Below are 25,969 nucleotides of genomic sequence, written 5' to 3'. Positions count from 1 at the left end.
GAGCGAGTCGCGCTGCAACCTGCCGGCCAGGCAGTCCTGATCGGCATGGCTGGCCGCGGGGTCGTGAATATGGTCGACGTCGATCGACTGTCTCTCGGATCGCAGATGATCGACAATCTCCTCTCGCCCGTGCTCGAGCGTCGTCATGTCGGCGCGGACGGCATCATCGGCCTGGACAGTCTCCAGGGGACGCGGGTGATGCTCGATTTCCGCGACAATTCGATCGCGGTCGCGACGGCAAAGGAACTGGGCGGCAACCGCGGTTACGAGATCGTCGTGCGCGCGCGGCCGAACAATGGACAGTTGCTGATCACCGATGCCGAGATCGACGGCATCCGCACGGCCGTCATCATCGATACCGGCGCGCAGATGACTGTTGGCAACCTGGCGCTCCAGCGCAAACTGCGGACGAAATCGACCTCCACTGTGGTCACGACCGATGTCTTGGGCCACCAGCTCGAAGGGCAACACGGCCTCGCCCGCACTCTCAAGATCGCCGGGCTTACGCTCAACAACATCGACTTGTCGTTCGCCGACACGCCGGCCTTCGATGCGCTGGGGCTGAACGATCGGCCGACTCTCGCGCTCGGCATGTACCATCTCCGCCTGTTCGACCGGGTCGCGATAGATTTCGATTCGCGAAAGGTCCTGTTCGACCTGCCCCGCGCCGCCGGAATGCGACCGCTCGACGAGCTGTTCACCCGCAGCATGTAGGCTCGGCGGCATTGTCACCGGGGGCTGCGCCGCCCACATAAGCGGCGATGCCGCCAGACCATACAGTGATTGCGCCGAAGGATTACGACGGCTGGGCGACGATTCGCCGCTTCCTCCCCTACCTGTGGCCGAAGGACGCCCCGGCCCTGCGCTGGCGCATTTTCTGGGCGATGGTGCTGGTCCTGGCAGCCAAGGTCGTCGTGCTCGCCACGCCGCTGGCGATGAAGCGCGTGGTCGATACCATGGCGATGGATGGCGATCCCTTGCTGTGGATCGCGCTCAGCTTCGTAATCGCCTTCACCGCCGGACGGTTTCTCGGCGCGTCTTTCGACCAGGTCCGCAACATCGTGTTCGAGCGAGTCGGCCAGGAAGCGACTCGCCAGCTGGCTCAGGACACCTTCGGCCGCTTGCATGCCCTCTCGCTGCGCTTCCACCTGTCGCGCCGTACGGGGGAGATCACCAAGACGATCGAGCGCGGGACCAAGAGCATCGATTCGATGCTCTATTTCCTGCTGTTCAACATCGTGCCGACGATTCTCGAGCTGATCGCGCTCGCCGTCATCTTCTACACAATGTTCGGCGGCGAACTGGTAGCGGCGACTGCCGTGACGGTCGTCGTCTACATCGCCCTTACGCGCTGGATTACCGAATGGCGCACCAAGCTGCGCAAGGAGATGAACGACCTCGACGGCAAGGCCCTGTCGCGCTCGGTCGATTCGCTCCTCAATTACGAGACCGTGAAATACTTCTCAGCCGAGCAGCGCGAGCAGCAGCGATATGCCAGCGCCGCGCACGAGTATGCAGAGGCGGCGATCAAGTCGGAAAACTCGCTCGGCCTGCTCAACATGGCGCAGGCGTTCGTCATGAACGCGCTGATGGCTTTCGCGCTGGGCTTCACGGTCTGGAAGTGGAGCCAGGGCGCGCTGACGGTCGGCGACCTGGTCGCAGTGCAGACCTATCTGACCCAGCTGTTCCGGCCACTCGACATGCTGGGCTTCGTCTACCGCACGATCCGCCAGGGCCTCATCGACATGGCGGCCATGTTCAAGCTCATCGACACCGACGCAGAGGTGAAGGATGCGCCGGGCGCTCCTGCTCTGGCGATCGGCCGGGCGAGCGTTGCTTTCGAGAACGTCCATTTCGGCTACGAGCAAGACCGCGAGATCCTGCACGGCCTCAGCTTCGAAGTGCCGGCAGGTTCGCATGTCGCCATCGTCGGGCCTTCGGGCGCGGGCAAGAGCACTATCGCCCGGCTGCTGTTCCGGTTCTACGATCCCTGGTCCGGCCGGATCCTGATCGACGGGCAGGACATCTCGCAGGTCACCCAGGCGAGCTTGCGCGCGCAGATCGGCATCGTTCCGCAGGACAGCGTGCTGTTCAACGACACGATCGGCTACAACATCGCCTATGGCCGTGACGGTGCGAGCATCGAGGACGTCAGCCGGGCTGCACGCGATGCGGCAATCCTTCCTTTCATCGAGAAGCTCCCGCTCGGTTTCGAGACCGAGGTCGGAGAGCGCGGCCTGAAATTGTCCGGCGGCGAGAAACAGCGCGTCGCCATCGCGCGCACTCTGGTAAAGGATCCTCCGATCCTGTTGCTCGACGAAGCGACCAGCGCGCTCGATTCGCGGACCGAGCAGGATATTCTCGCAACGCTGCACCGGGTCAGCGAGGACCGTACCTCCATCTCGATCGCACATCGGCTTTCGACCATCGCCGATGCGGACGAAATCCTGGTGCTCGACGCGGGCAGGCTTGCCGAACGGGGCAGCCATGCGGCATTGCTGCAGCGCGACGGTCTTTATGCCGAGATGTGGCAACGCCAGCAGGCGGAAAGGCACGATCAGGAGCAGGCGGCCGAAGCTGCCGAGTAGAAGGGCGAACCCGGGGCGATGAAGCTGGCGCTGGTCTATAACGAGCGGCTCGCGCCGAAGCGCATGGCCAAGGTCCAGCAGCTGGCCCGCGTGCTGGAGCTACGCGGACACTGCGTCACGCACCATTTCGGCGACAGCTTCGATGCAGCGCACGATTCGGGCGATGCCGACTGCATCGTGCTGGCAGGCGGCGACGGCACCGCGCGGCTGGTCATTGGCAAACAGGCGGACCCCGCCGCCCTGCCCCCGCTCGCGATCTATCCGACCGGGACGATCAACCTGCTTGCCCGCGAGCTGGGCTATTCCCGCAATCCGGAGGTTTTCGCCGATTCGCTCGTGAGCGGGCGTCCCGCGCGCACGACACGGCTGGCGCTGCTCGATGGCCAGCCGTTCCTTGCCTGCGCGTCAATCGGCTTCGACGCCCACACGGTGGCACGGGTTTCAGAGGCTCTCAAGCTACGGATCGGACGTTTCGCCTATGTCGCGGCGCTGCTCGCCATGGTGAGGGACTGGCCGCACGAGCCCGTGGTCATCGACACCGGGACCGAGCGGCTGGATGCAGAAGCGCTCTTCGTCCTGCGCGGCAGGTACTACGCCGGACCATGGACGCTGGACCGCCAGGCGCATCTCGAGCACGAGCGGCTGCGGGTCCTCGCCCTGCCACAGGCGCGCAAGCGCGATCTCGCGCTGCTGATTGGATACGCGATGCTCGGCTCGCATCGCCCGCACGGCAAGTGGCGCTTCCTCGAAACCGAGCGCCTGACGATCGAGAGCGAACACGGCCATCCGGTGCAGGCCGACGGCGACGTGGTCAACCAGGCCCCGGTCACGATCGAACTCACCGAGGCGACGGTCACCTTCCTCTGACAGGCCGCGCCTGGCCAGCACGGCCGGCGCGACGATCAGCACCCAAGCCTATAGTTGTGTTGCAATGCAGCATGGGCCATGGGGAGTGGCGAGCGGCACGGTCGTGCCCCCCACAACTTTCCGACCCGGAGATTCCATGCTCGATCGAAGCGCGTTCCGACGCGACTGGCTGTCCAATGTGCGCAATGACGTGCTCGCCGGGCTCGTCGTCGCCCTCGCCCTGATTCCCGAAGCGATCGGTTTCTCGATCATCGCAGGCGTCGATCCGCGAGTCGGGCTCTATGCCAGCATCGCCATCGCGATCGTGATATCCTTTACCGGCGGCAGGCCGGGCATGATCAGCGCGGCAACGGCAGCCGTTGCGGTGGTGGTCGTCCCGCTGGTGCGCGATCACGGTGTCGAATATCTTTTCGCCGCGACCATCCTGATGGGGATCTTCCAGGGGATTGCGGCGGTGCTCCGGCTCGACCTGCTGATGCAATTCGTCAGCCGCTCGGTCATCACCGGCTTCGTCAACGCTCTCGCGATCCTGATCTTCATGGCGCAGCTGCCGCAGCTGACCAATGTCGGCTGGGAAACCTACGCGATGGTCGCCGCCGCGCTGGTGATCATCTACCTGCTGCCACGGGTCACCACTGCAGTCCCCAGCCCGCTCGTTGCGATCGTGGTACTGACCGCCCTGTCGATCTGGCTCAATGCACCGGTCAATACCGTGGCCGACATGGGCGAACTGCCCGAGGGCCTGCCGTATCTGGTCTGGCCAGACGTCCCGCTGACCTTGGAAACCTTGCGCATCATCGCGCCCTATTCGCTCACGATGGCGGCTGTCGGTCTGCTCGAATCGCTACTCACCGCGCAGATCGTCGACGACATGACCCACACCGGATCGAACAAGCGCCGCGAAAGTGCCGGCCAGGGCGTCGCGAACATCGTCGCGGCCTGTTTCGGAGGCATGGGCGGCTGCGCGATGATCGGCCAGTCGGTCATCAACGTGACCAGCGGCGGGCGCGGCAGGTTGTCGACTTTCACCGCCGGCCTCAGCCTGCTGGTCTTCCTCGCCGTGCTCGGACCGATCGTCGGCCAGGTGCCGATGCCGGCACTGGTCGCAGTGATGATCATGGTCAGCATCGGGACCTTCAGCTGGAACTCGATTCCGAACATCGCGCGACACCCGTGGCAATCGAGCGTGGTGATGGTTTCGACTGTCGTGGTCGTGGTTGCCACGCACAATCTTGCCCTGGGCGTGCTGGCAGGCGTGATCCTGTCGGGTGCCTTCTTTACCCAGAAGGTGATGACCATGTTCGAAGTGGTGCGCGAGCGGAAGGGCGACACCGCGGTATATCGTGCCAAGGGCCAGATCTTCTATGCCAGCGTCGAGCGTTTCGAAGCTGCCTTCGCGCCTGAAAGCCTACGGCCCGACCCGGCCGACCACATCATTATCGACGTTCGCAAGGCGCATTTCTGGGACATTTCCGGGATCGCCGCGCTCGACAAGGTGGTCGAGCGGATGCGGCGCAATGGTCGCAGCGTGCAGGTCAAGGGGCTGAACCGTGCGAGCAGCGACCTGGTCGACAAGTTCGCGCTGACCGACAAGACCGGGGTGGAGATCGGCCTGGCGCCTCACCCGTAGGAGGCGGCGACTTCCGTCAGGATGGTCAGCGCGTCTCCACCGCGAGCCGCCGGCACGAAGGCATGATCGTGATGAAACGCCGCGACCATGTTGCAGGCGATGCCTGCTTGCGCGAGGGCGCCTGAGACGGCTGCCGTCAGCCCCACACCTTCCAGGTCGGAATGCACCATCAGCGTGATGCGGGCAAAGTCAGGGCCCTCGATGCCGAGATCGTCCGCGAGAGCCGACGGCACGATCGCCGTTACGCCCTCGTCCTCGCGGAACGTCCCGATCGCACCACCCAGCAAGTGCGGCGCGGTATCGGGAGTGACGAGCACGAAGCGCCACTGCACCTGGTCGAGACGGGGCTGCATGGCGGCGATCATCGCCTTTCCATCGCGCACCGCCCCGCCCATCTAGAGGATGTACTTGCTGAGGTCGGTATCGCCGGCCAGTTCGTCGAGACGCTCGCGCACGTAGGCGGCATCGATCGTTACGGTCTCTCCCCCGTGCTCCTCCGCCTCGAAGCTGATCTCTTCCAGCAGGCGCTCCATAACCGTCTGCAACCGGCGGGCACCGATGTTCTCGACGCTCTCGTTGACCCGTGCGGCGATGGCTGCGACTTCCTCGATCGCATCCTCCGTGATTTCGAGCGTCACGTCCTCGGTCCCGATCAGCGCCTTGTACTGATCGACGAGGTTCGCCCGCGTCTCCTTGAGGATCCGGACGAAGTCTTCCTGGGTCAGCGCGCGCAGCTCGACGCGGATCGGCAAGCGTCCCTGCAATTCGGGCAACATGTCCGAAGGCTTGGCCACGTGGAACGCGCCGCTTGCGATGAACAGTACGTGGTCGGTCTTCATCGGACCGTATTTCGTGGAAACGGTGGTGCCTTCGATCAGCGGCAGCAGGTCACGCTGCACGCCTTCGCGGCTGACAGATCCGCCACGCACGTCGCTGACCGCGATCTTGTCGATCTCGTCAAGGAAGACGATGCCGTTCGTCTCGGCATTCTGCAGCGCGACCCGGGCGACGTCATCCTGGTCCATCCGCTTTTCGGCTTCCTCGTCGACCAGCTTGTCCCAGGCATCCGGCACCTTGAGCTTGCGGCGCTTCTTCGGCTTCTTGCCGAAGGCCTTGCCCATCATGTCGCCCAGATCGATCATGCCGACATTGCCGCCCATGTTGCCCATGTCGAATGGCATCTGCGGCGCTTCCTCGACTTCGATCTCGACCTCGGTATCGTTCATGGAATTGTCGACGATCCGCTCGCGGAAGGCCTCCCGCGTCGCCTCGCTCGCATTGTCGCCGACCAGCGCGGTCAGCAGCCGGTCCATCGCCGCCTTGCTCGCGGCCTCGCGCACCGCATCGCGGCGGCGTTCCTTTTCGAGGCGGATGGCTTCCTCGGCGAGGTCGCGGGCGATCTGCTCGACATCGCGACCGACATAGCCGACCTCGGTGAACTTCGTCGCCTCGACCTTGACGAACGGAGCTTCGGCGAGCTTCGCCAGCCGGCGGCTGATCTCGGTCTTGCCGCAGCCCGTGGGGCCGATCATCAGAATGTTCTTCGGAGTGACCTCGTCGCGCAGTTCGGGTCCGAGCCGCTGGCGGCGCCAGCGATTGCGCAGCGCCACGGCGACCGCGCGCTTGGCGTCGTTCTGGCCGATGATGTGCTCGTCCAGCGCGGCGACGATGGCCTTGGGTGTCAGATTATCCATGGAATTTCTCAGACCTCTTCGAGGGTCACGTTGCCATTGGTGAAGACGCAGATGTCGGCAGCGACCTTCATCGCCTTGCGCGCGATCACCTCGGGATCGTCCTCGTATTCGGCGATCGCCTTGGCTGCGGCGAGCGCATAGTTTCCGCCCGATCCGATCGCGGTAATCCCGCCTTCGGGCTCGAGCACGTCGCCATTGCCGGTCAGGACGAGGAGATTGTCCTTGTCCGCCACGATCATCAACGCTTCGAGATTGCGCAGGTACTTGTCGGTGCGCCAGTCCTTGGTCAGTTCGACCGCGGCGCGCAGCAATTGCCCGCTGTATTGTTCGAGCTTCTTCTCCAGCCGCTCGAACAGCGTGAAGGCATCGGCGGTTGCACCGGCGAACCCGGCGACGACCTTGCCGCCCTCACCGATCCGGCGGACCTTGCGCGCATTGGGCTTCATCACCGTGTTGCCCATGGAGACCTGCCCGTCCCCTGCAACCACGATGCGGTCGCCCTTGCGCACGCCGATGATGGTAGTTCCGTGCCACTGGGTGAGGCCGTGGCTTGCCTGTCTGTCATCCATGGCTGGCGATATGGGGAGCGCCCGCGCCCCTTCAAGCCAGCCAGGACCCGCCGGCGTTACGGTCCGCCCGGGCCGGCGGCACCTGCCGCGCCGGGAGCACCGACCTGGCCGATGTTACCGAAGAGATCCTCGAAGAAGCTGCGCTCGCGGCCGAGAGTCGGCGTCTCGTCGCCGTCCGGCGAGAGATAGACGACCTGATCGATGCCGGTCCGCTCCGCACTGGCGACATTGCCCGCCGCGTCGAACTGGACCGCCAGGACCGAGTGGTTCTCGATCCGGGGCCGCACGAAGGGTTTGCGACCCGTCACGCTCGAAACGTAGTACCAGGTGGGCTCGCCGAACTGGCTGGTGAATGTCGGCCGGCCGAGCATTCCCTCGACCGACTGCTTGTTGTCGATCCCGGGCTGGACCGAGCTGACGAGCACGTTGTCAACGATGTAGCCGCGCGTTTCGCGGATCGAGGTACACCCGCTCGCCGCAAGTCCCACAAGACCGACCAGCGCCAGAACCTTGAGCCGTCGCGTCACACCCGATGTCGTCAAAACCGTCACTCCGAAAATCCGTAGCCAGCCGCTTTCGCATCGGCCGGGCTCGCCCTATATCGGCGCGAGCCTTACGGCGATGCGCCAGCGCTTGCAACTCGCACGCGCGCACGATGCACGGGCGTCTCGTCGCCCCGGCACCTGCAGCCGCCGGATTGAATTGCTGCTGAACGATGACTGACACGGATAGACCGACACCGATGGGACTACTTTCTCGCCTGTTCGCCTCCAAGCCCGATCCGCGCGACGCGGTCCGCCCGCTGTGGGATGCCGTCGTGGCGGAGGCGCGCGATCCCGCCTGGTATGCGCAAGGCGGGGTCGAGGACAGCGTGACCGGGCGCTTCGACATGGTTTCCGCGACCACCTCGCTGGTTCTCGTCCGGCTAGAGCAGTCGCCCGGCCTCAAGGCCGCCAGCAGCTATTTGACCGAGTGGTTCGTCGAGGACATGGACGGACAACTGCGCGAATTCGGCGTCGGCGACATGGTCGTCGGCAAGCGCGTGGGGCGGCTGGTCAGCACGCTCGGCGGGCGGCTGGGCGCGTTTCGGGAGGCGGTTCCGCAAGGCCGCGATGCCGTGCGCAACGTGGTCGAGCGCAACATCACCCTGTCCGATAGCGCCGCGCCGGGCGAGGTGGCCGATCGCTTGCTGGCGCTATCCGCTTCGCTCGCCGCGACCGACGACGAGCAACTGATGGCTGGCAAGCTGCGTGCAGGAGCGAGCGCGTGAGCGAGCCCGAACTGTCGCGAATCATCAAGCTGAACGCGCTCAGGGAAGATCCGGTACGGATCGAGGCGAACGAGGCCGAGCGCGCCGCGCTGGCCAAGCGTTTCGGCATGTCGGCGATCGACAGCCTGGTCGCGACCGTCCAGCTCACCCCGCGCGGGCCCAAGGTACGCGGCGAAGGCTCGCTGGTTGCCGATATCGTCCAGGCGTGTGCCATATCCGGCGAGGATTTCACGCACCGCATTGAAGAGGACATCGCCTTCGTTTTCGTGCCCGACGACCAGGCGCCGGACCTCGAGGAGATCGAGCTCGAAGCCGACGACCTGGACGAGATCGATTACTCCGGTGACAGTTTCGACCTGGGAGAGGCAGTGGCGCAGTCGCTCGGCCTGGTGATCGACCCCTACGCCGAAGGACCCGACGCCGATGCTGCGCGCCAGGCCGCCGGCATCGTCAGCGACGATGCCCCGCACGGTCCGCTCGCCGAAGCGCTTGCGGCGCTGAAGAGGGACTAGGTTCCAAGTCTGCTAGTGCGTGGCGAGCGGACAAATCTTTGCTGGCGGCGTCTCCAGAGTGTAGGTGCATCGCATGGCCAGTGCATCGAAGCGCTTCATTGTGGTCATTGTCTACTGGGTTGCACCCGGTTTGGCCTTGCTGCTGATAATGTTCGGGGGCGAGTTTCAGTTGGCTGGCTTTGTCGCTTTCGGCGTCCTCTTCCTTTTCCACTTAGTGAGAGGAAAGGATTATCAAGGCAACCCAACGACATTCGGAATCCGGCGCGACAGTTCGTGGCTAGGAGAACAACGTCAAGTCAGCGATGGTGGCTCAATCCTGGGGAAGAAACGTCGCGTTGGCGAGCAGCCCGAATACGAATGACCCACCAAACGTCTTATCTCTCCTGAAGGGTCGTTAGCAGCCATTGGCTCTGCACTCACCTTTCGCGCCAGTCGTTGAAGAACAGCTCCTCCACCGGCACCTTGAAAAAGGCAGCCAGCCGATAAGCCATCGGCAGCGAGGGATCGTACTTGTCCGCCTCGATCGCGATGATCGTCTGGCGCGAAATATCGAGCGCATCCGCGAGATCGGCCTGCGTCAGCTTGCGCTGCCGACGCAGGTCCCTGAGGCAGTTCCTCACTCGCTCGCGCCGCGACCGCGCAGTCGCCAGATCGTCCAGACGAGGGCGAAGCCGATGCCTTGTGCGATGAACAGATAAGCTGCGCCGAGGCTCATGTCGCTGTGCCTGCCGGTTGTGGCGATCAACCACATGATCACGCAAAGGCCGGCAAGCATGCTGCCCCAGTACCAGCTGTGCGTCTGTCCCTGGCGTTGCACATCGTCGAGCGCGCGCCACCATGGCAGGCCGGCAAGCATGACGCCCCCCATCAGGACCAGCAGTACGGGAAAGACGAGCCATGCCGGCGCGGTACCGGCATTGGCGGGCAGGTAGATGCCGAGCACGAGCCCGGCGGCGATTGCCACGCCGAATCCCAGGACGAAATATTTGCGAACCCTGCTGTCATGCGAATTGCTGGCCATGCGAACCTCCTTTGATGTAAATATGTTTGGACATTCGAAATCGTAATGTCCAGACCTTTTTACATCCGCACGCGGTCCTAGCTTTCGCGCACGCCGGAAAGGATCTGCTCGTCCGGCGAGCTACCGCCGTGCAGCACGCTGACATCGCCGGTCGACTCGAGGATTACGGCGTGCACGCCCGACAGGTCGAGCGCATTGGCTTCGCGCAGCTTGGCATAGACGTCGCTCTTCGAGACGCGGGTTTCTTCCATCGCCTTTTCGTTGAAGGCACCATTGCGGAAGAGGAAAACCGGCTCGTTCTGCATGACGTCCTCCGCCACGTCAGATTCCTTGCGGACACGCGCGGCAATGAACTGCACGCCGAAGAGCGAGGCGGTGGCGATCAAGGCCTGCAGAAAGCCGCTCCACTCGCTCGCTTGCGCCGCACCGGCCAGCAACGAGCCGCTCGCCACGGTCATCACGAAATCGAACGGCGTCATCTTCGACAAGGATCGCAATCCGACGATCCGGATCAACAGCACCACCCACACGAGAGCGATGGCGGCCAGCAGCAGGCCGCGCAGGATCAGGTCGATGGTGGGATCGGAGGTGAACATGCCCGATCAGCGAAGCGACGGCACGTTGGTTCCGACGTGCTGCGCCGGGCGCAATGCCTCAGAACGGGATATCGTCGTCAAGATCGTCGTAGTTCGAGCCGCCACCTGAACCGCCGCCCGACTGGCCGCCGCCCGACTGACCGCCGCCGTAGCCGCCGCCCGAGCCACCGCCCTGGTCCCAGCCGCCGCCGCTTCCGCCGCGCTGGCCACCGCCACCGCCGCCGCCACCGCCGCTCGCACCGTCGAGCATGGTCAGCGTACCGTTGAAGCCACGCAGCACGACCTCGGTCGAATAGCGATCGTTACCCTGCTGGTCCTGCCACTTGCGGGTCTGCAACTGCCCCTCCACATAGACCTTCGATCCCTTGCGCAGGAACCGTTCGACCACGTTGATCAGGCCTTCGGAGAAGATCGAGACGGTGTGCCACTCGGTGCGCTCCTGCCGCTCTCCGGTGTTCTTGTCCTTCCACTGTTCGGAAGTCGCGATGCGCAGGTTGGCGACCTTGCCGCCGTTCTGGAAGCTGCGGATTTCCGGATCGGCCCCCAGGTTTCCGATGAGCATTACCTTGTTGAGGGACCCGGCCATTCAAACTTCCTTCGCTATAATCCGAGGGCGATCGCCGCCCAGTAAGTGATTCCCGCGAAGACATAAGCGAGCGCGAACAGATAGGCCAACATGAAGCTCGGCCATTTCCACCCATTCGTCTCGCGCCGGGCGACGGCGATGGTGGACAGGCATTGCGGCGCGAACACGAACCAGGCGAGGAAGGCGAGCGCGGTCGGCAGGCTCCAGCGCGCCGCGATCTGGTCGCGCAAGGCGGCCTCGGTCTGCTCCTCGCTGCCGTCGTCGTCGATCGCGTATGTCGTCGCGAGGCTGGACACGGCGACTTCGCGCGCGGCCATGGCCGGGACCAGCGCCAGCGTCATCTCGCGATTGAAGCCGACCGGTTCGAACACCGGCTGCATGGCGGTGGCGATCTGGCCGGCGAAGCTCGCGTCGAGCTGGCTTTCGCCCTCGTTCGCCTTGGGGAAGGTGAGCAACAGCCACAGGATCACGGTCGCGGCGAAGATGATCGTGCCGGCCCGGCGCAGGAACACCCAGGCGCGCTGCCACAGGCCGATCGCGAGGTCCTTGAGCCGCGGGAGCTGGTAGCGCGGCAGCTCCATGATGAATCCCGATGCACCGCCCTTGGTCACGCTGCGCCGCAGCACCAGCGCGACGACCAGCGCCCCGAGGATTCCGGCGATGTAGAGCGCGAACAGCACCAGGCCCTGCAGACCGATGCCCGGCCCGACAGTCGTCGCCGGGATGACTGCCGCGATGATCACCGCGTAGACCGGCAGGCGCGCCGAACAGGTCATCATCGGCGCGATGAGGATGGTCGTCAGCCGGTCCTTCGGATCGGCGATGCTGCGGGTCGCCATGATGCCGGGAATGGCACAGGCGAAGCTCGACAGCAGCGGAATGAAGCTGCGCCCGGACAGGCCCACGCCCGCCATCAACCGGTCCATCAGGAAGGCGGCTCGCGCCATGTAGCCGGTCGCCTCCATCACCAGGATGAAAGCGAAGAGGATGACGATCTGCGGCAGGAATACGACGACCGAGCCGACGCCCGCGATCACGCCTTCGGTGATGAAATCCCGCACGATGCCGTCCGGCAGGCTAGAGGCGACGATACCGGCAAGCCATTCCGTCGCGCCTTCGATCAGGCCGATGAACGGGTCCGCCCATGCGAAAACGGCCTGAAAAACGACAAACAGGATGGCGAACAGGATGAACGGCCCGATCCAGGGATTGAGCAGGACCTTGTCGAGCCCGGCGTGCAGACGACGACCCTTGCTCTCCGAAAGAATGGCGGCCTTCGCAATATTGCGCGCCGCGAGCCTGCGTTCCGGCAACGTCAGGTGAGGTTGCGGCTCGGCATCGGGATGGTCGTCGAACCGGTGTTCGGCATCCGCGATCGCCTGCGCCAGTTCCACGAGCCCCTTGCGCCGGACAGCCACGGTCGCGACGACCGGGACACCGAGCGAACTCGACAGGGCATCGGGATCGAGCACCAGGCCGTCACGTTCGGCGAGGTCGATCATGTTGAGCGCCACCACGACCGGCCGGCCGAGCGCGATGATCTCCTGCGCGAACACCAGGTGCTGTTCGAGATTGGCTGCATCGAGCACCAGCACGATGACTTCGGGTTTGGCCTCGCCCTCGAATTCACCGAGGACGAAGCGACGGGTCACTTCCTCGTCCGGGCTGGAGGCGTCGAGGGAATAGCTTCCGGGGAGGTCGATCAGTTCGACCGGCTCGCCGCTCGGCAGGGTTAGCCGGCCGGCCTTGCGCTCGACCGTCACGCCGGGATAGTTCGCGATCTTCTGGCGCGCGCCGGTCAGCGCATTGAACAGCGCGCTCTTGCCCGCATTGGGGTTGCCGACCAGGGCGACGGTACGCGAGCGGGTCATAACGGTTCGACTTCCATCGCCCGCGCGTGGACGCGCCGCAGCGCGACCGTCATCCGGCCCATCGTCACCGCAAGCGGATCGGAGCCCGCGAACACGCCGCGATAGGCAACGCCCACTTCGGCCCCGGCATCGAAGCCGAGCGCACGCAACCGCTTGCCTTCTGCAGAGGCCAGCGTGTCCCATGCGACCGCCACGATGCGGGCGGTCTGGCCGGGCTTGAGGGAGTCGAGCGTCATCGTCGCCGCGCTGCCAGAGCGAGGCCCTAATTGCAACCGATTATCAATAGCGGCAGCTCGCGCATCACCGCGTGGGATAACGCAGCCGACCGAGAAATCGCGACAGGCTGAAATGTTCGCGCTCGGGATTCAGCCACTGCGCCTTCACCTTCTCGAACTTCATTACGCCGTCGATCCGGCGCTCGAGAAAGGCACGCGTCTCGACCTTGTTCTCGCTCGTATCGTCGACGAACACGGCCAGCGTCGCGCCATATATGGAAGCGAGGATCGCCCGCTTGGTGTAGTGGTTGTAGTCGGTCGCGGTGTCGCCCGCGAGGCGCCAGATGACGTCCGCGCTGTGCCACCCTGTCCTGAGCGAACGCGCCGCGTTCTGCGGCATCGCCATAATGGCAAGCGCGCGCCGCAGCGCTTCTTCCAGGCCGGTCACCGCATCGAGCCGGAACTGCACGAGGCTGCGGATCCGCTCGCGGATCTTCATCGTCGCGAGCTTCTGCGGCGGCAGTTCGTTTGCCATGGCCCGGTCGATCGTCTCGATCCAGGCCTCGATCATCTCCATTGCGCCGCCCTTGAAAGCGAGCCGCGCGACATCCTCGTCAGCGCCGATCGATGCTGCTGCCATCGCCAGCGCCTCGTCGCTCCAGCCATCGAAGATCGCCGCCTCGGCAATCGCGGGGGCAAGCGCCAGCCGCAATTCCTCGAGCGTGAGGTCTGCCGTGTCCGTGGAAATCGCCACCGTCAGAAGCTCGGACCGTAGGTCTGCGCGGGTGTTGATGACTTGCGCTTCTCGTCCGATTTGCGGATCTCTTCGAGCATCTGGCTGTTGCCGCCCATCAGCGTGGCATAGTCGCGCGCCGAGCGGCCCGAATTGTCGTTGTGCTCGGGATTGGCACCCTTCTCGAGCAGGAGCCTGACCATCGCTATGTCGCGGCGATGCACTGCGGAGATCAGCGGCGTCTCGCCCGCCGCGTTCGTCACGTCAATCCGCGCCCCTCGCTCGAGCAATTCCTCGATGCCTTCGATGAAGCCGAGATTTGCGGCAATCTGCAACGGCGTGACGCCGTTCTTGTCGGCGATGTTCGCATTGGCGCCGCGCTGGGCCAGGAACTTGATCCACACCAGGTCGCGGCGCTGAGTGACGATGTGCAGCGCCGTCTCGCCGGTGACCAGGTCGCGGGCATTGACCACAGTCGTACCCGGCTCGTTGAGGGCGGTGGTCGCCACGTCTCCGTCGCGTTCCTTGACCGCCTTGAGAAACTCGTAACCCTCGGAATAGCGCTGCGCCGCAACCGGCGCCGCAAGTGCCGCGCCTGCAACGGCGATACCTATCAAACCCGTGCGGAAGAGGGCCTTCGCCATCATCCCAATACTCCGATTCCAGTTGTTCATGAGCCCCGCAGAACTCTTGCGCCGAGCGGGTTAGCAGACCATGAACCGCGATGCCATGCTGCGAGCGCTCATCCTATCGACATTGCTGCTTTCCGCCCTCTCCGGCTGCGGCCAGGGAAGCGGCCCGGATCTGGCCGAGGCGCCGCTTGCCGGAGCGGACATCGGCGGCGAGTTCGAGCTGGTGAACAGCACGGGCGAGACCGTCCGTTGGAGCGATTTCGACGGCAAGTGGCGGATCGTCTATTTCGGATACACGTTCTGCCCCGACATCTGCCCCGTCGACGTCCAGCGCATCGTTCGCGGGCTGAAGGCCTTTGCCGACGACGAGCCCGAAGCGGCCGCGAACCTCGTCCCGATCTTCATCACGGTCGATCCCGCGCGCGACACGCCCGAGGTGGTCGGCGAGTTTACCGCGGCCTTCTCTCCCCAGCTCGTCGGACTGACCGGCAGCGAGGAGCAGGTGAAGCAGGCCGCCGACACGTTCCGGATCTTCTACAACCGCGGCGCGGGGACCGATGCGGGATACCTGATGGATCACTCGACCGTGACCTATCTCTTCGGGCCCGACGGCCAGCCGGTCTCGACCCTGCCGACCGACCAGGGTGCAAAGGCGGTCGCTGCGGAGCTGGCGAAGTGGGTGCGCTGAGGGAGCGTTTCTGGGAGTTGCCGCTGGCAAGTCTCAGCAAGCCGGAATGGGAAGCGCTCTGCGATGGCTGCGGACGCTGCTGCCTGCATAAGATCGAGGATGCCGATACCGGGCAGATCGAGGATACCAATGTCGCCTGCACCCTGCTCGACACCGGCACGGCGACCTGTCGCAATTACAAGCATCGCAAGGCCTTCGTGCCCGAGTGTCTCCAGCTGCGGCTGTCGATCATGGACGACGTGCCGTGGTTGCCCCGCACCTGCGCCTATCGGCTGCGCCACGAAGGCAAGCCGCTGAAGGACTGGCACTACCTGATCTCCGGCGATCGCGAGGCGGTGATCCGCGCTGGCGTCTCGGTCGCGGGACGAGTCATCAGCGAGGATGATGCCGGCCCTCTCGAACACCACATCGTCGACTGGGAAAGCGCGTGAGAGGGCGGCGGCGATGATCGAATGGTTGCGCAGCGCCGAGATCGATCCGCAGATCGAACTGGCCGGTCGCAGCGTGCCGATCGCCCTCAGGCGCCTCGCGCGGGCGAAACGGCTGACCATGCGCCTCGCGCCCGACGGCAGCGAAGTCCGCATCACTCTGCCGCGCTGGTGTGCCAGCAAGGAAGCGCTCGCCTTCGTTCACGCCCGCCGCGACTGGCTCGAAGGGGAACTGGCCAAGATTCCGCTACGCCAGCCGCCCGCAGCAGGCGGTGCCATCGCGTTCAGGGGTATCGAGCACGCGATCGAGTGGGACGCCCGCAAGCCGCGCAAACCGGCGGTGTCCGATCGCCGGATCACCCTTGGCGGCCCGTCGGAAACCCTGTCGCAGCGGCTGCAGCGGTGGCTGGAAGGAGAGGCGCGAGCCCTCTTGCAAGCCGACCTAGAACACTATTGCGCACGACTGGGCCTGGCCGTCCCCCGGCTTGCCCTCAGCCGTGCCCAACGCCGCTGGGGCAGTTGTTCGACCTCGGGCACGCTGCGGATCAACTGGCGGCTGGTGCAGGCGCCCGATTTCGTCCGCCGCTCGGTCGTAGCGCACGAAGTAGCACACCTCGTCCACTTCGATCACTCGCCTGCTTTCCATACGATGCTAGGCGAATTGTTCGAAGGCGATCTGGCCGCAGCTGACCGGTGGCTGAAAGTCCATGGCCGCACGCTCTACGCTGCGTTCGGATGAAAATGGCGGCCAGGTAGAAGTCCCTAACCTTTCGTTTACCCTGTTCGTCGATAACCGGGTCATGTTCAAAGCTGCCTTCCTCGCGTTAGTTGCAGCCATCGCCCTGCTCGTCACGGCCACCCCGGCCGCGGCGCAGGGCAAGTGCAGCTTTTGCGGCACCAACCCGCCTCCTGTCGGCGAAGGCGGTGGACGCCCGGGCAACGGGGGCGGCGGAGGCGGCGGAGGCGGCGGTGGAACTACCGGCGGCAATGGCCAGGGCCAGCTCGTCCTGCAAATCGAAAGCGATATCGATTTCGGCCGGCTGGTGCTGGTCGGCAGCGGCGTGGGAAGCGTGCTGATCGACCTGCAGACCGGCCAGAAGGTGACTTTCGGCGGGATCGACGATCTCGGCGGAATCGCGATCCAGGGCCGGGCGACCATCACCGGCAAGCCATTCAAGGCAATCCGCGTCGACATGCCCCTGTCGGTCACCATGAGCGATCCGGGCGGCGGGCGAGCGCAATTGCGCGATTTCGAGACCGACTTGCCCGCATTCGCCGTGCTCGACGCCACGGGAACGATGACATTCCATTTCACCGGACGGCTCTATACCGATTCGGCAATCGGGCTCGGCGGAGTGCTGCGCGGACGGGTCCCGATCCGCGTCACCTACGACTGAGGTATCGCCCGACACGGGGCACTGGCGCATGCACTGGCGCTCGATGATTCCAGCGCCTATCTATCCTTCATGCGCATTCTCAAACGTTTGAACCCGATTCCGGGTGTGCGGGATTTCTGGAGCGAGTTCAGTCGCCCGAACGAATACCGCTGGCCGGTGCTGGTCGTGTCGCTGCTGATCACGGGCACGCTGTTCTATTCCTTCACCAGCGAGAAGACCTACATCCCGCCCGCCGCGCCCGAGGTGACCTACATCACCAGCTTCGATCCCGACCGCACGGACGAGGAAATCATGGCGAGCAACATCGCAAACCAGCAGCGCAAGGATGCGCTTGCCGCCCGCCAGCAGCAGCGCGAGGAACTGCGCAAGGAGCTGTATCGCGAGCTTGGCCGGGCAAGCGGCCTCGACGTCGACCGGATGGAAGCCGAGATCGAAGCCGATCGCGAGTCCGGCGAGCCGTCAGGCGCACCGTCATTGTCCGAAAATCCGCGTGCAGACACCGCCGAGTGATCGCGACTGGCTGGCGGCAGCTGCACGGCTGTCGCAACGCGGCCGGCCGCTGAGCCGTCCGAACCCGTCGGTCGGCTGCATTGTCGTCAAGGACGGGCACGTCGTCGGTCGCGGCTGGACGCAAGCCGGTGGTCGTCCCCATGCCGAGGCCATGGCCTTGGCCCAGGCGGGCGAGGCTGCGCTGGGTAGCGAGGTCTATGTCACGCTCGAGCCGTGCGCGCACGACAGCGAACGGGGCCCGGCCTGCGCGGACATTCTTGCTAGCGCCAAGCCTGCCCGGGTGGTCATCGGCACTGCCGATCCCGATCCCCGCACGGCTGGCAAGGGAATCGAGCGGCTGCGTGCTGCGGGCATAGCCGTCGAACTGGTCGGCGATGCCGCCTCGCGCGGCAGTCTCGCCGGCTATCTTGTCCGGGCGAATTTCGGGCGTCCGCACGTTACCTTGAAGCTCGCGCTGTCGCTAGACGGCAAGATCGCCCGTCCGGACGGCGAGAGTCGCTGGATCACCAGCGAGGCTGCCCGTGCGCATGTCCATGCGCGGCGTGCCCAGAGCGACGCGATCCTGGTTGGCGGCGGCACATGGCGGTCGGACAAACCCAGGCTCGACGTGCGCCTGCCCGGTCTCGAAGATCGCAGCCCGCAAAGGGTGGTGCTCACGCGCGGCGTTCCGCTCGACGGGGTGAAGATCATCAACGCGCCAGGCCAGATCGATCGGCTTGCCGGGGTCCAGTATCTCTATGTCGAGGGCGGCGGCCAGGCGGCTGCAAGCTTCCTCGCCGCCGATCTCGTGGACAGGCTCGAAATCTACACGGCGCCGATAGTCATCGGCGAGGGGCGCGATGCCCTGGGCGCCATCGGGCTCGAGCGGCTGGCCGAAGCGCATGGGCGCTGGACACTTGCCGAACGCCGCCAGCTTGGCAGCGACGGCTTCGCCGCCTATGAGCGCCACCGTCCCCCAGCCGCTTAGGAAACAGGCATGTTCACCGGTATCGTCACCGCCGTCGGCACGGTCACCAGCGTCGAGGATCGCGGCGATCTGCGCGCGCGGATCGCCTGCCCTTACGACCCAGACCGGATCGCCATCGGCGCATCGATTTCCTGCTCCGGCTGCTGCCTGACCGTGGTCGCGCGCGGCGGGACGGCGGGCGATGCGTGGTTCGACGTCGACATATCGGGCGAAACCGTTTCGCGCACCGCGCAAGGCCAGTGGCAAGAGGGTCGCAAGGTCAATCTCGAACAGGCGATGCGCCTGGGCGAGGAACTGGGCGGCCACATCGTCACCGGGCATGTCGATGCGGTCGGGCGGGTCGCGCGGCTGCAGGACGATGGCGGATCGGCCCGCTGGGAGATTCTGGCCGGATCATCGATCGCGCCCTATGTCGCCGAAAAAGGCTCCATCACCGTCGACGGGGTTTCGCTGACGGTCAACGACGTGACCGACGAGCCGAACGGCGACGTGCGTTTCTCGCTCAACATCATCCCGCATACGGCCGAGGTCACGACCCTGGGCGAGCGCGAGGAAGGCGACGGCGTCAATCTCGAGATCGATGTGCTCGCCCGGTATCTCCACCGGATGCAGCAACTGCGTCGCTGATCGTAGTTCGGCCGCGCAGACCGGTCAGGGAAGGCCCGCCGCGGGCGCATCTACCCTGACCGAGACTATGCGGCCCTCCGCGCGAGCGCGCCTTCGTCCGGCGTCGGAATCCGGAGCCAGCACCATGAACAGGGTGCGACCGTCCGCCCCGCCCAGCATGCAGGCGAAGCAGTTGAGGCCTGCCGTTTCGACCACGTCGAGAACCTCGCCGCCTTCCGCATAGCGCACGCATTCGGGTGCGATCGGGTTGGCGATCCAGATCGCGCCATCGGCATCTAGGCAGATACCATCCGGTACTCGCGGCGCGGTTTCGGCCCAGACACGGCGATTGGAGAGGCTGCCGTCCTCGCCGACATCGAAGGCGGCAAGCCTGCCGCCGAGCGTTTCTCCGACGATCAGCGTCTCGCCGTCCGGCGTGATGACGGTGCCGTTGGGAAACGAGAATCGCTCGTCGCCGGCAGCGGAGGAAACGGACCCATCGGGCTGGACGAGCGCAAGCGGGGTGGTCGGATGGTCGGCGAGCACTCCTTCGACGCCGCGCTCGTGCATCGCGGCATCGAGATCGAAACCGAAATTGCCGACGTAGGCCCGCCCGCGTGCATCGACGACCATGTCGTTGCACCAATAGGCCGCGTAAGCGGAGAGGTCGGCATGGCGCGCAAGGCGTCCATCGGGCCAGCGCCGCCAGACCTCCTGGGCCTGCATCTTCACGAACAGCAGCGAGCCGTCCGGCATCCAGCCGAGGCCCGAGGATTGCTCGTTCCCGTCTAGCTGGAGCTCGGTCCGCACGTCGCCGCCCTGCTCGCTCACCGAACAGATCCGGTGCGCGTAGAAGTCGGAGAACCAGAGCCTGCCCTGCCCATCTTCGGCCCGCCACCGCGGGCCTTCGCCGAAATGGATACCCTCGGCGACGGTGCGCAGGGCGCGGCTCATGTCACTCGCCCGACGGATCGACGAAATTGCCCGCGCCGATATTGGCGTTCACTACGCCGCCATCGATCGGGATCGTCGTACCCACGACATAATCGCCTGCCCGGCTGAGCAGGTAGATCGCGCCTGCGGCCATGTCCTCGGTCACGCCGATGCGACGCGAAGGAATGCCACGCGCCGAGGCATCGGGATTGTCGCGCGCCGCGCGGTTCATCATGCTCGGGAAAGCGCCCGGTCCGATGCCGTTGACGACGATGTTGTCGCGGATCAGGCGGGCAGCTATCCTGCGCGTCAGGTGGATGAGCCCCGCCTTGGACGCCTGGTAGGGATAGGTTTCCCACGGGTTAGTCTTCATCCCGTCGATCGAGGCGATCATCAGCACCTTGGCCGGGCGCTCGGGCGTTGCCGCCGCCTTGAGCAGCCCATGCAGCTTCTGCGTGAGGAAGAACGGCGTCTTGAGATTGAGGTCGACCGTGCGATGCCAGCCGGCTTCGCTGAATTCCTCGAAGTCCTCGCCCCAGGCGGCGCCTGCATTGTTGACCAGCAGGTCCAGCTTGTCTTCCCTGGCGGCGATCTCGTCGGCCAGCGCCTGGATCCCGTCCATCTGGCTGAGGTCGCCGACCAGGCCGATGACCTTGTCGCCGAGCTCGGCACTGGTCTCGTCGACCTGCTCCTTCTTGCGAGCGACGATGTAGACCTTGGCGCAGCCTGCTTCGAGCAGGCCTTCCACGATCATCTTGCCGATCCCGCGGCTGCCGCCGGTGACGAGCGCGATCTTGCCGTCGAGCCCGAACAGCTCCTGCATGTTCATCATCGGATGTCTCCCCTCAGTATCCGCTCATCTCGGCCACGCGGTTGGCGTGGTAGTACTGGTCGCCGAGGAATTCCTGCAGCGCACGCTCGCGCTTCATGAACAGCCCGATGTCGTATTCGTCGGTCATCCCGATGCCGCCGTGCATCTGCACGCCTTCGCGCACCGCGAGACCGGCGGCCTTGGCGACCTTGGCCTTCGCGACAGAGGCCATCAGGTCCGCCTGGTCGCTGCCCGCGTCGAGCAATTGCGCCGCCTTGATCGTGACCGCGCGGGCGATCTCGACTTCGGAATAGAGATGCGCGGCGCGGTGCTGCAGCGCCTGAAATTCGCCGATCAGCCGGCCGAACTGCTTGCGCTCCTTGAGGTAGGTGACGGTCATGTCCATCGCCCCGCGCGCCACGCCCACGCCTTCGGCCGCAGCGCCGACGCGCCCGGCCCGCAGCATCTTGTTCAGCGTTTCGCGACCGCCATCGACCTCGCCGATCACGGCATCGCCATCGAGTCCGACCCCGTCGAACTTGGTGTGCGTCGCCATCGAGCTGTCGACCAGCCGGACCGTTTCGTGGCTCATGTTGGCCGCATCCCTGGGCACTGCGAACAGGGTGATCCCGTCCGCATCGCCATCAGAGCCGCTGGTACGTGCGGCGACGACCAGCATATCGGCGCTGGCACCGTGGAGGACGAAATCCTTCTGCCCGCTCAGCTTGAAGCCATTACCCGACTTCTCCGCCTTCGTCGCGATGCTCTCGGGGCGGTGCTTGGGACCTTCGTCGATCGCGACCGCGTAGACATGGTCGCCCGAAACGAGGCCTGGCAGATACCGACCGCGCAAGTCGTCGCTGGCATCGGCAAGCGCCGCTGCGGCGAGCACCGAGCTCGACAGGAACGGCGAAGGCGTCAGGTTACGGCCGATTTCCTCGAGCACGATCGCGCTTTCGACATGGCCCATCCCGAGCCCGCCGTCCGCTTCGGAGACGAGCATTCCGGTCAGGCCCATCTCGGCGAACTGCTTCCACAATTCGTGCCCGAACCCGTCCTTGCAATCGGTGTCGCGCCAGTGGCGCAGCTGCTTCGCGATGGCACCTTCTTCGGCCATGAAGCCGGTGACGGTGTCGGCCAGCATCGTCTGGTCGTCGTCGTAATACAGAGGCATCGGATCAGGCTCCCGGCAGGTCGAGAATGCGTTTGGAAATGACGTTGAGCATGACTTCGCTCGTCCCGCCTTCGATCGAGTTGGCCTTGGTCCTCAGCCAGTTGCGCGACGGCTTGCCGCCACCGGTCTCCTCGCTGTCCCATTCGAGCGAACGTGAGCCGCCCGCCGACATCATCAACTCGTGGCGCTGCTTGTTCAGCTCGGTGCCGGCGTATTTCATCATGTTCGGCTGGGCGGGATGCGCCTTGCCGACCTTGACCTCGTCGAGGAACTTTTCGCTCATCGCGGTGAAGGCGAGTGCATCGACATCGAACATCGCCATCTGGCCGCGCAGGACCGGGTCGAGATCGCCCGAACGCTTCATCGCCGCGCCGAGCGAGGTCGCCCGATCACCGCCACCGGTCGCCGAGATCATCTCGCGTTCGTGGCCGAGCAGGTACTTGGCGACATCCCAGCCGCGGTTGATCTCGCCGACGTAGCCGGGAATGTTCTCGCCGTAGCTCTTGGGTACCTTCACGTCGTCGAAGAAGGTCTCGCAGAAGGGCGAGTTGCCGCTGATTAGCAGAATCGGCTTGGTGGTGACGCCGGCATTTTCCATGTCGAAGAGCATGAAGGTGATGCCACGATACTTGTCGCCCTTGTCGGTGCGCACGAGGCAGAAGATCCAGTCGGCCTTGTCTGCGTAGCTGGTCCAGATCTTCTGGCCGTTGACGATCCAGTGGTCGCCCTTGTCCTCGCCATAGGTCTGCAGCGACACAAGATCGGAGCCGCTGCCCGGCTCCGAGTATCCCTGGCACCAGCGGATTTCACCGCGCGCGATCTCGTTGAGGAAGTGCTTCTTCTGCTCCTCGGTGCCGAAGTGCAGCAGCGCCGGGCCGAGCATCCAGATGCCGAAGCTCGAAAGCGGCGGACGTGCATCGATGCGCGCCATTTCCTCGCGCAGCACCTTGGCCTCTGCGGGGCTCAGGCCGGCGCCGCCGTATTCCTTCGGCCATGCGGGCACGGTGTAGCCCTTGTCGCGGCAGGCTTCGAACCAGGCCTTCTGCGCATCGCTCTTAAAGGTCGCCTTGCGGCCGCCCCAGTAGATGTCGTCCTCGTCGCGGACGGGTTCGCGCATTTCGGGGGGGCAGTTCGCTTCGAGCCATTCGCGCGTCTCGGCGCGGAAGGCGTCCAAATCCTGTTCGGACATAGCTGGATCCTCTCTTTTCAAAACAGCGGTATGTTTACGCACACGTTAGGGCGATTCGAAGCCGTTCCGCAAGACGCAGAACGACGTTCCGCCATTCCGTAACGTCAGTCCGATACGCGTTGACGGGTCGCCGGTCGCGCTTAAGCTGGCCCGCGAGAGGGAGAGAAGAGATGGCGCAGCAACAGCGATTCGCAGGCAAGACGGTTGTGGTTACCGGGGCGGCTTCGGGCATCGGCGCGGAGGCAGCGCGGCTGTTCGCGCGCGAAGGCGCGATCGTCTACGCCGCCGACATCGACGAAAACGGCGGTACGGCGCTCGCCGACGAGAGTGAGGGCAAGATCCGCTTCCAGAAATGCGACGTCTGCAGCACGGCCGACATCAAGGCGCTGATGGACCGCGCGGCATCCGAAACCGGCGGGATCGACACCGTCTTCAACAACGCCGGAGCCGGGGGTGCGCGCGCCGGGATGGACGAGATCGAGCCCGAGGACTGGGACCGGACGATGGACCTGCTCCTGCGCTCGGTCGCTTTCGGCATCCGCTATGCCGTGCCGCACATGAAGGGGCGCCCCAATGCCTCGATCGTCAACACCGCCAGCGTTGCCGCCTGCGGCCCGGGCTATTCGCCGAGCGCCTACGCGGTGGCCAAGGGTGCGGTACTGCACCTGACCAAGTCCGCCGCCGCAGACCTGGCGAAGCACTCGATCCGCGTGAATGCGATCCAGCCCGGCTTCATCAACACCAACATCTTCACCAGTTCGCTCGGAATCCCCGACGAGTTGAAGGAACAGGCCAAGGCGGCGATCGCGCAGATGTCGTCCAACGCCCAGCCGGTGCGTCGCAAGGGGATGCCGATCGATATCGCCGAAGCGGCGGCCTATCTCGCGAGCGATGCGGGCAGCTTCGTCAACGGCACCTCGTTGCTGGTCGACGGCGGGCTGACCATCGGCCCGCGGCATAGCTGGGACGACGAGGAGCCGGGCGTGTATTCGGCACTCGAGGCGATCGAACAGCAGTACAAGCAGGCGCAGGAAGCCGGCGAGGCGTGAGTTTCACTACCGGGCCACTGTCCCAGCGCCTGAAGATCGTCCACGGCTTTGGCGCCGTGGCCTTCGGCGTGAAAGATTCGGGTTTCAGTTTCTTCCTGCTGATCTTCTACAACCAGGTCCTCGGCATGGATGCCGGGATGGTGAGCCTGGCGCTGGGCGCCGCGCTGCTGGTCGATGCCTTCGTCGACCCAATGCTCGGTTATCTGTCCGACCGGACCTACACCCGGTGGGGCCGCCGGTTGCCGTGGCTCTATGCCGCTGCTTTGCCGCTGGCGCTCGCATGGGCGGTTTTGTGGAACCCCGCGATCGACGGCACGCCGACTTTTCTCGAATTGCTGGTGATCGCGATCGTCGTGCGCGTGCTGCTCTCGGCCTGCGAGGTGCCTTCGGTCAGTCTGGTGCCCGAGATCACCGCGGATTACGACGAGCGCACGACGCTGTTCCGCTACCGCTACCTGTTCGGCTGGATCGGCGGCGTCATCATGATGCTGCTGGCCTACACCGTCTTCATGCCCGGCCAGGACGGGATGCTGCAGCCGGGTGGGTACAGCCTGTTCGGCATCTTCGGTGCCGCGCTGATATTTCTGTCTGTCGTCGGATCCGCAATCGGCCAGCACCGGCTGGTCGCCCATCTGCCTGCGCATCGCCCCGCCCCGTTCGGCATCCGCAACGCCTTTTCCGAAATTCGCGAGGCTTTCTCGGAGAAGGCCTTCCTGATCTTCGCCGCCGGAGGCCTCGCTGCCTATGTCAGCCAGGGAATGACCTTCTCGATCTCCAATTACGTCAACCTGTTCGTCTGGCAATTCGACCAGGCGGCGCTGACGGCCTATCCGATCGTCCTGTTTCTGTCGGTGGTACTGATGTTCGTGGTGGTCGGACCGATGCATCGCCGCTGGGGCAAGCCGCGGACCGCCGCAATCGGCGCGATTGCCGCGCTGGTGATCGGCCTCATGCCCTATGCCCTGTTCGCGCTCGGCACCTGGCCAACGCCCGGAACGCTGCGCTCGCACGCCATGTTCTACGGCTTCCTGCTGTTCGGCAACATGTTCGGCATCGTCATGATGATATCGGCCAGTTCGATGATCGCCGAGATCGTCGAGGCTTTCGAGGAACGCTCGGGCCGGCGTGCCGAAGGCAGCTTCTACTCGGGCAACTGGTTCGTCCAGAAATGCGCGACCGGCGCGGGCATCCTGATAACCGGGCAGATCATCAGCATCGCCGGCCTGCCGGCCAACTCCCGCCCGGGCGAGGTCGATGGCGACGTGATCCTGCGCATAATCCTGCTCTATGGCGGGATTTCCATACTGCTCGCGCTGATCGCGGCTTACTGGCTGGGTCGCTTCCCAATCGATCGTGCCCAGCACGAGGCGCGCCTTGCCGCTCTCGACCGGGCTGCCAGGGCGGATGTCGATGCGAGTTTGACCCCACCCTAA

At 65.1% G+C, this 25,969-nt stretch carries 32 protein-coding genes (1 of these 32 only partly in view); 16 read left to right on the top strand and 16 right to left on the bottom strand.

Annotated elements, in window-relative coordinates:
- From GRI48_RS12470 to GRI48_RS12455, 4 genes are all read left to right on the top strand, one after another.
- On the top strand, positions 1 to 714 hold the 3' portion of the coding sequence (locus GRI48_RS12470; protein ID WP_160676776.1) for an aspartyl protease family protein. 210 nt of this gene lie to the left of the window's left edge; 714 of the gene's 924 nt are visible here — the last part of the coding sequence; its start codon lies off the left edge, out of view; the stop codon is at positions 712 to 714.
- A gap of 47 nt (positions 715 to 761) precedes the next feature.
- Positions 762 to 2,588, top strand: coding sequence for an ABCB family ABC transporter ATP-binding protein/permease (locus GRI48_RS12465; protein WP_160676773.1), 1,827 nt, complete (start codon positions 762 to 764; stop codon positions 2,586 to 2,588).
- An 18-nt stretch (positions 2,589 to 2,606) separates the two neighbouring features.
- Positions 2,607 to 3,455 carry a diacylglycerol/lipid kinase family protein gene (locus GRI48_RS12460; RefSeq protein ID WP_160676770.1) on the top strand — a complete coding sequence of 283 codons (849 nt, stop codon included), beginning with the start codon at positions 2,607 to 2,609 and terminating at the stop codon, positions 3,453 to 3,455.
- Between the two features lie 136 nt (positions 3,456 to 3,591).
- Positions 3,592 to 5,085 (top strand): SulP family inorganic anion transporter, encoded by a 1,494-nt coding sequence (locus GRI48_RS12455; protein ID WP_160676768.1) that lies wholly within the window; start codon positions 3,592 to 3,594, stop codon positions 5,083 to 5,085.
- Here the strand turns inward: GRI48_RS12455 and GRI48_RS12450 are convergent.
- From GRI48_RS12450 to GRI48_RS12435, 4 genes are read right to left on the bottom strand one after another with little or no spacing between them, the layout of a single operon-like run.
- Positions 5,076 to 5,468 (bottom strand): ACT domain-containing protein, encoded by a 393-nt coding sequence (locus GRI48_RS12450; RefSeq protein ID WP_337190829.1) that lies wholly within the window; start codon positions 5,466 to 5,468, stop codon positions 5,076 to 5,078. The genes GRI48_RS12455 and GRI48_RS12450 overlap by 10 nt on opposite strands.
- Positions 5,469 to 5,480: 12 nt before the next feature.
- A complete protein-coding gene (gene hslU, locus GRI48_RS12445; RefSeq protein ID WP_160676762.1) occupies positions 5,481 to 6,779 on the bottom strand; it encodes an ATP-dependent protease ATPase subunit HslU in 1,299 nt (432 codons plus the stop codon).
- Between the two features lie 8 nt (positions 6,780 to 6,787).
- Positions 6,788 to 7,348, bottom strand: a complete 561-nt coding sequence (gene hslV / locus GRI48_RS12440; RefSeq protein WP_160676759.1) for an ATP-dependent protease subunit HslV — start codon at positions 7,346 to 7,348, stop codon at positions 6,788 to 6,790.
- A gap of 56 nt (positions 7,349 to 7,404) precedes the next feature.
- Positions 7,405 to 7,890, bottom strand: coding sequence for an outer membrane protein assembly factor BamE (locus GRI48_RS12435; RefSeq protein ID WP_419956969.1), 486 nt, complete (start codon positions 7,888 to 7,890; stop codon positions 7,405 to 7,407).
- Between the two features lie 200 nt (positions 7,891 to 8,090).
- Here GRI48_RS12435 and GRI48_RS12430 point away from each other — a divergent pair, with 200 nt between their 5' ends.
- The 3 genes from GRI48_RS12430 to GRI48_RS12420 all read left to right on the top strand — a co-directional run bounded on the left by GRI48_RS12430 (position 8,091) and on the right by GRI48_RS12420 (position 9,491).
- Entirely contained in the window at positions 8,091 to 8,618 is a 528-nt protein-coding gene (locus tag GRI48_RS12430) for a ubiquinol-cytochrome C chaperone family protein (protein WP_160676756.1), read from the top strand.
- The gene (locus GRI48_RS12425; protein ID WP_160676753.1) at positions 8,615 to 9,130 is read left to right on the top strand and encodes a YceD family protein; all 516 of its coding nucleotides are present in this window, start codon (positions 8,615 to 8,617) and stop codon (positions 9,128 to 9,130) included. Before GRI48_RS12430 ends, GRI48_RS12425 begins: the two co-directional genes overlap by 4 nt.
- 73 nt (positions 9,131 to 9,203) lie before the next feature.
- Positions 9,204 to 9,491, top strand: a complete 288-nt coding sequence (locus GRI48_RS12420; protein ID WP_160676750.1) for a hypothetical protein — start codon at positions 9,204 to 9,206, stop codon at positions 9,489 to 9,491.
- Between the two features lie 55 nt (positions 9,492 to 9,546).
- Here the strand turns inward: GRI48_RS12420 and GRI48_RS12415 are convergent, their stop codons facing one another.
- From GRI48_RS12415 to GRI48_RS12380, 8 genes are all read right to left on the bottom strand, one after another.
- A complete protein-coding gene (locus GRI48_RS12415) occupies positions 9,547 to 9,750 on the bottom strand; it encodes a helix-turn-helix domain-containing protein (protein ID WP_160676748.1) in 204 nt (67 codons plus the stop codon).
- On the bottom strand, positions 9,747 to 10,151 hold the full coding sequence (locus GRI48_RS12410; RefSeq protein ID WP_160676745.1) for a hypothetical protein: 405 nt from the start codon (positions 10,149 to 10,151) through the stop codon (positions 9,747 to 9,749). Before GRI48_RS12410 ends, GRI48_RS12415 begins: the two co-directional genes overlap by 4 nt.
- A 77-nt stretch (positions 10,152 to 10,228) precedes the next feature.
- Complete coding sequence (locus tag GRI48_RS12405) at positions 10,229 to 10,747, bottom strand: DUF421 domain-containing protein (RefSeq protein WP_160676742.1); 519 nt, start codon at positions 10,745 to 10,747, stop codon at positions 10,229 to 10,231.
- A gap of 58 nt (positions 10,748 to 10,805) precedes the next feature.
- Positions 10,806 to 11,333, bottom strand: coding sequence for a single-stranded DNA-binding protein (gene ssb, locus GRI48_RS12400; RefSeq protein ID WP_160676739.1), 528 nt, complete (start codon positions 11,331 to 11,333; stop codon positions 10,806 to 10,808).
- Positions 11,334 to 11,347: 14 nt separating this feature from the next.
- Positions 11,348 to 13,204 carry a ferrous iron transporter B gene (feoB, locus tag GRI48_RS12395; protein ID WP_160676736.1) on the bottom strand — a complete coding sequence of 619 codons (1,857 nt, stop codon included), beginning with the start codon at positions 13,202 to 13,204 and terminating at the stop codon, positions 11,348 to 11,350.
- Positions 13,201 to 13,440 carry a FeoA family protein gene (locus GRI48_RS12390; protein ID WP_160676733.1) on the bottom strand — a complete coding sequence of 80 codons (240 nt, stop codon included), beginning with the start codon at positions 13,438 to 13,440 and terminating at the stop codon, positions 13,201 to 13,203. Before GRI48_RS12390 ends, feoB begins: the two co-directional genes overlap by 4 nt.
- A gap of 64 nt (positions 13,441 to 13,504) precedes the next feature.
- Positions 13,505 to 14,167 carry a COQ9 family protein gene (locus tag GRI48_RS12385; protein WP_160676878.1) on the bottom strand — a complete coding sequence of 221 codons (663 nt, stop codon included), beginning with the start codon at positions 14,165 to 14,167 and terminating at the stop codon, positions 13,505 to 13,507.
- 8 nt (positions 14,168 to 14,175) lie between these two features.
- Positions 14,176 to 14,799, bottom strand: coding sequence for an ankyrin repeat domain-containing protein (locus tag GRI48_RS12380; RefSeq protein WP_237451944.1), 624 nt, complete (start codon positions 14,797 to 14,799; stop codon positions 14,176 to 14,178).
- 67 nt (positions 14,800 to 14,866) lie between these two features.
- Here GRI48_RS12380 and GRI48_RS12375 point away from each other — a divergent pair, with 67 nt between their 5' ends.
- The 7 genes from GRI48_RS12375 to GRI48_RS12350 all read left to right on the top strand — a co-directional run bounded on the left by GRI48_RS12375 (position 14,867) and on the right by GRI48_RS12350 (position 19,401).
- Entirely contained in the window at positions 14,867 to 15,472 is a 606-nt protein-coding gene (locus tag GRI48_RS12375; protein ID WP_160676730.1) for an SCO family protein, read from the top strand.
- The gene (locus GRI48_RS12370) at positions 15,460 to 15,903 is read left to right on the top strand and encodes a YcgN family cysteine cluster protein (protein WP_160676727.1); all 444 of its coding nucleotides are present in this window, start codon (positions 15,460 to 15,462) and stop codon (positions 15,901 to 15,903) included. Before GRI48_RS12375 ends, GRI48_RS12370 begins: the two co-directional genes overlap by 13 nt.
- A 13-nt stretch (positions 15,904 to 15,916) precedes the next feature.
- On the top strand, positions 15,917 to 16,639 hold the full coding sequence (locus tag GRI48_RS12365) for a M48 family metallopeptidase (RefSeq protein ID WP_160676724.1): 723 nt from the start codon (positions 15,917 to 15,919) through the stop codon (positions 16,637 to 16,639).
- The gene (locus GRI48_RS12360) at positions 16,608 to 17,297 is read left to right on the top strand and encodes a DUF4402 domain-containing protein (protein ID WP_160676721.1); all 690 of its coding nucleotides are present in this window, start codon (positions 16,608 to 16,610) and stop codon (positions 17,295 to 17,297) included. The genes GRI48_RS12365 and GRI48_RS12360 overlap by 32 nt, the downstream gene beginning before the upstream one ends.
- A gap of 69 nt (positions 17,298 to 17,366) precedes the next feature.
- The gene (locus GRI48_RS14365) at positions 17,367 to 17,807 is read left to right on the top strand and encodes a hypothetical protein (RefSeq protein ID WP_237451943.1); all 441 of its coding nucleotides are present in this window, start codon (positions 17,367 to 17,369) and stop codon (positions 17,805 to 17,807) included.
- Positions 17,788 to 18,774, top strand: coding sequence for a bifunctional diaminohydroxyphosphoribosylaminopyrimidine deaminase/5-amino-6-(5-phosphoribosylamino)uracil reductase RibD (gene ribD / locus GRI48_RS12355; RefSeq protein WP_419956967.1), 987 nt, complete (start codon positions 17,788 to 17,790; stop codon positions 18,772 to 18,774). Before GRI48_RS14365 ends, ribD begins: the two co-directional genes overlap by 20 nt.
- 9 nt (positions 18,775 to 18,783) lie before the next feature.
- A complete protein-coding gene (locus GRI48_RS12350; RefSeq protein ID WP_160676716.1) occupies positions 18,784 to 19,401 on the top strand; it encodes a riboflavin synthase in 618 nt (205 codons plus the stop codon).
- Between the two features lie 24 nt (positions 19,402 to 19,425).
- Here GRI48_RS12350 and GRI48_RS12345 read toward each other — a convergent pair whose 3' ends face one another.
- From GRI48_RS12345 to GRI48_RS12330, 4 genes are read right to left on the bottom strand one after another with little or no spacing between them, the layout of a single operon-like run.
- Positions 19,426 to 20,334 carry an SMP-30/gluconolactonase/LRE family protein gene (locus GRI48_RS12345; protein WP_160676713.1) on the bottom strand — a complete coding sequence of 303 codons (909 nt, stop codon included), beginning with the start codon at positions 20,332 to 20,334 and terminating at the stop codon, positions 19,426 to 19,428.
- Position 20,335: 1 nt separating this feature from the next.
- Positions 20,336 to 21,142, bottom strand: coding sequence for an SDR family oxidoreductase (locus GRI48_RS12340; RefSeq protein WP_160676872.1), 807 nt, complete (start codon positions 21,140 to 21,142; stop codon positions 20,336 to 20,338).
- A 16-nt stretch (positions 21,143 to 21,158) separates the two neighbouring features.
- On the bottom strand, positions 21,159 to 22,298 hold the full coding sequence (locus GRI48_RS12335; RefSeq protein ID WP_160676710.1) for an acyl-CoA dehydrogenase family protein: 1,140 nt from the start codon (positions 22,296 to 22,298) through the stop codon (positions 21,159 to 21,161).
- A 4-nt stretch (positions 22,299 to 22,302) separates the two neighbouring features.
- Positions 22,303 to 23,487 carry an acyl-CoA dehydrogenase family protein gene (locus tag GRI48_RS12330; RefSeq protein ID WP_160676707.1) on the bottom strand — a complete coding sequence of 395 codons (1,185 nt, stop codon included), beginning with the start codon at positions 23,485 to 23,487 and terminating at the stop codon, positions 22,303 to 22,305.
- Between the two features lie 170 nt (positions 23,488 to 23,657).
- Here GRI48_RS12330 and GRI48_RS12325 point away from each other — a divergent pair, with 170 nt between their 5' ends.
- Both GRI48_RS12325 and GRI48_RS12320 read left to right on the top strand, forming a co-directional pair.
- Positions 23,658 to 24,536, top strand: coding sequence for an SDR family NAD(P)-dependent oxidoreductase (locus GRI48_RS12325; RefSeq protein WP_160676704.1), 879 nt, complete (start codon positions 23,658 to 23,660; stop codon positions 24,534 to 24,536).
- Positions 24,533 to 25,969: an MFS transporter gene (locus GRI48_RS12320; RefSeq protein WP_160676701.1), complete on the top strand. Its 1,437-nt coding sequence runs from the start codon at positions 24,533 to 24,535 to the stop codon at positions 25,967 to 25,969. The genes GRI48_RS12325 and GRI48_RS12320 overlap by 4 nt, the downstream gene beginning before the upstream one ends.

Source organism: Qipengyuania oceanensis (assembly GCF_009827535.1).
Lineage (GTDB): Bacteria > Pseudomonadota > Alphaproteobacteria > Sphingomonadales > Sphingomonadaceae > Qipengyuania_C > Qipengyuania_C oceanensis.
The sequence above is the reverse complement of the archived record's forward strand: the minus strand, read 5'-3'. Positions and strand labels throughout refer to the sequence as shown.

What these genes read in the sequence shown, in the direction of transcription:
- GRI48_RS12325 (WP_160676704.1), top strand. Translation starts at nt 23,658, where the DNA reads ATGGCGCAGCAACAGCGATTCGCAGGCAAGACGGTTGTGGTTACCGGG.
- GRI48_RS12365 (WP_160676724.1), top strand. Translation starts at nt 15,917, where the DNA reads ATGATCGAATGGTTGCGCAGCGCCGAGATCGATCCGCAGATCGAACTG.
- GRI48_RS12460 (WP_160676770.1), top strand. Translation starts at nt 2,607, where the DNA reads ATGAAGCTGGCGCTGGTCTATAACGAGCGGCTCGCGCCGAAGCGCATG.
- GRI48_RS12375 (WP_160676730.1), top strand. Translation starts at nt 14,867, where the DNA reads ATGAACCGCGATGCCATGCTGCGAGCGCTCATCCTATCGACATTGCTG.
- GRI48_RS12420 (WP_160676750.1), top strand. Translation starts at nt 9,204, where the DNA reads ATGGCCAGTGCATCGAAGCGCTTCATTGTGGTCATTGTCTACTGGGTT.
- GRI48_RS12335 (WP_160676710.1), bottom strand. Translation starts at nt 22,298, where the DNA reads ATGCCTCTGTATTACGACGACGACCAGACGATGCTGGCCGACACCGTC.
- hslV (WP_160676759.1), bottom strand. Translation starts at nt 7,348, where the DNA reads ATGGATGACAGACAGGCAAGCCACGGCCTCACCCAGTGGCACGGAACT.
- GRI48_RS14365 (WP_237451943.1), top strand. Translation starts at nt 17,367, where the DNA reads ATGCGCATTCTCAAACGTTTGAACCCGATTCCGGGTGTGCGGGATTTC.
- GRI48_RS12405 (WP_160676742.1), bottom strand. Translation starts at nt 10,747, where the DNA reads ATGTTCACCTCCGATCCCACCATCGACCTGATCCTGCGCGGCCTGCTG.
- GRI48_RS12465 (WP_160676773.1), top strand. Translation starts at nt 762, where the DNA reads ATGCCGCCAGACCATACAGTGATTGCGCCGAAGGATTACGACGGCTGG.
- GRI48_RS12410 (WP_160676745.1), bottom strand. Translation starts at nt 10,151, where the DNA reads ATGGCCAGCAATTCGCATGACAGCAGGGTTCGCAAATATTTCGTCCTG.
- GRI48_RS12360 (WP_160676721.1), top strand. Translation starts at nt 16,608, where the DNA reads ATGGCCGCACGCTCTACGCTGCGTTCGGATGAAAATGGCGGCCAGGTA.
- hslU (WP_160676762.1), bottom strand. Translation starts at nt 6,779, where the DNA reads ATGGATAATCTGACACCCAAGGCCATCGTCGCCGCGCTGGACGAGCAC.
- GRI48_RS12330 (WP_160676707.1), bottom strand. Translation starts at nt 23,487, where the DNA reads ATGTCCGAACAGGATTTGGACGCCTTCCGCGCCGAGACGCGCGAATGG.
- GRI48_RS12380 (WP_237451944.1), bottom strand. Translation starts at nt 14,799, where the DNA reads ATGATGGCGAAGGCCCTCTTCCGCACGGGTTTGATAGGTATCGCCGTT.
- GRI48_RS12455 (WP_160676768.1), top strand. Translation starts at nt 3,592, where the DNA reads ATGCTCGATCGAAGCGCGTTCCGACGCGACTGGCTGTCCAATGTGCGC.
- GRI48_RS12345 (WP_160676713.1), bottom strand. Translation starts at nt 20,334, where the DNA reads ATGAGCCGCGCCCTGCGCACCGTCGCCGAGGGTATCCATTTCGGCGAA.
- GRI48_RS12340 (WP_160676872.1), bottom strand. Translation starts at nt 21,142, where the DNA reads ATGAACATGCAGGAGCTGTTCGGGCTCGACGGCAAGATCGCGCTCGTC.
- GRI48_RS12430 (WP_160676756.1), top strand. Translation starts at nt 8,091, where the DNA reads ATGGGACTACTTTCTCGCCTGTTCGCCTCCAAGCCCGATCCGCGCGAC.
- GRI48_RS12390 (WP_160676733.1), bottom strand. Translation starts at nt 13,440, where the DNA reads ATGACGCTCGACTCCCTCAAGCCCGGCCAGACCGCCCGCATCGTGGCG.
- feoB (WP_160676736.1), bottom strand. Translation starts at nt 13,204, where the DNA reads ATGACCCGCTCGCGTACCGTCGCCCTGGTCGGCAACCCCAATGCGGGC.
- ssb (WP_160676739.1), bottom strand. Translation starts at nt 11,333, where the DNA reads ATGGCCGGGTCCCTCAACAAGGTAATGCTCATCGGAAACCTGGGGGCC.
- GRI48_RS12350 (WP_160676716.1), top strand. Translation starts at nt 18,784, where the DNA reads ATGTTCACCGGTATCGTCACCGCCGTCGGCACGGTCACCAGCGTCGAG.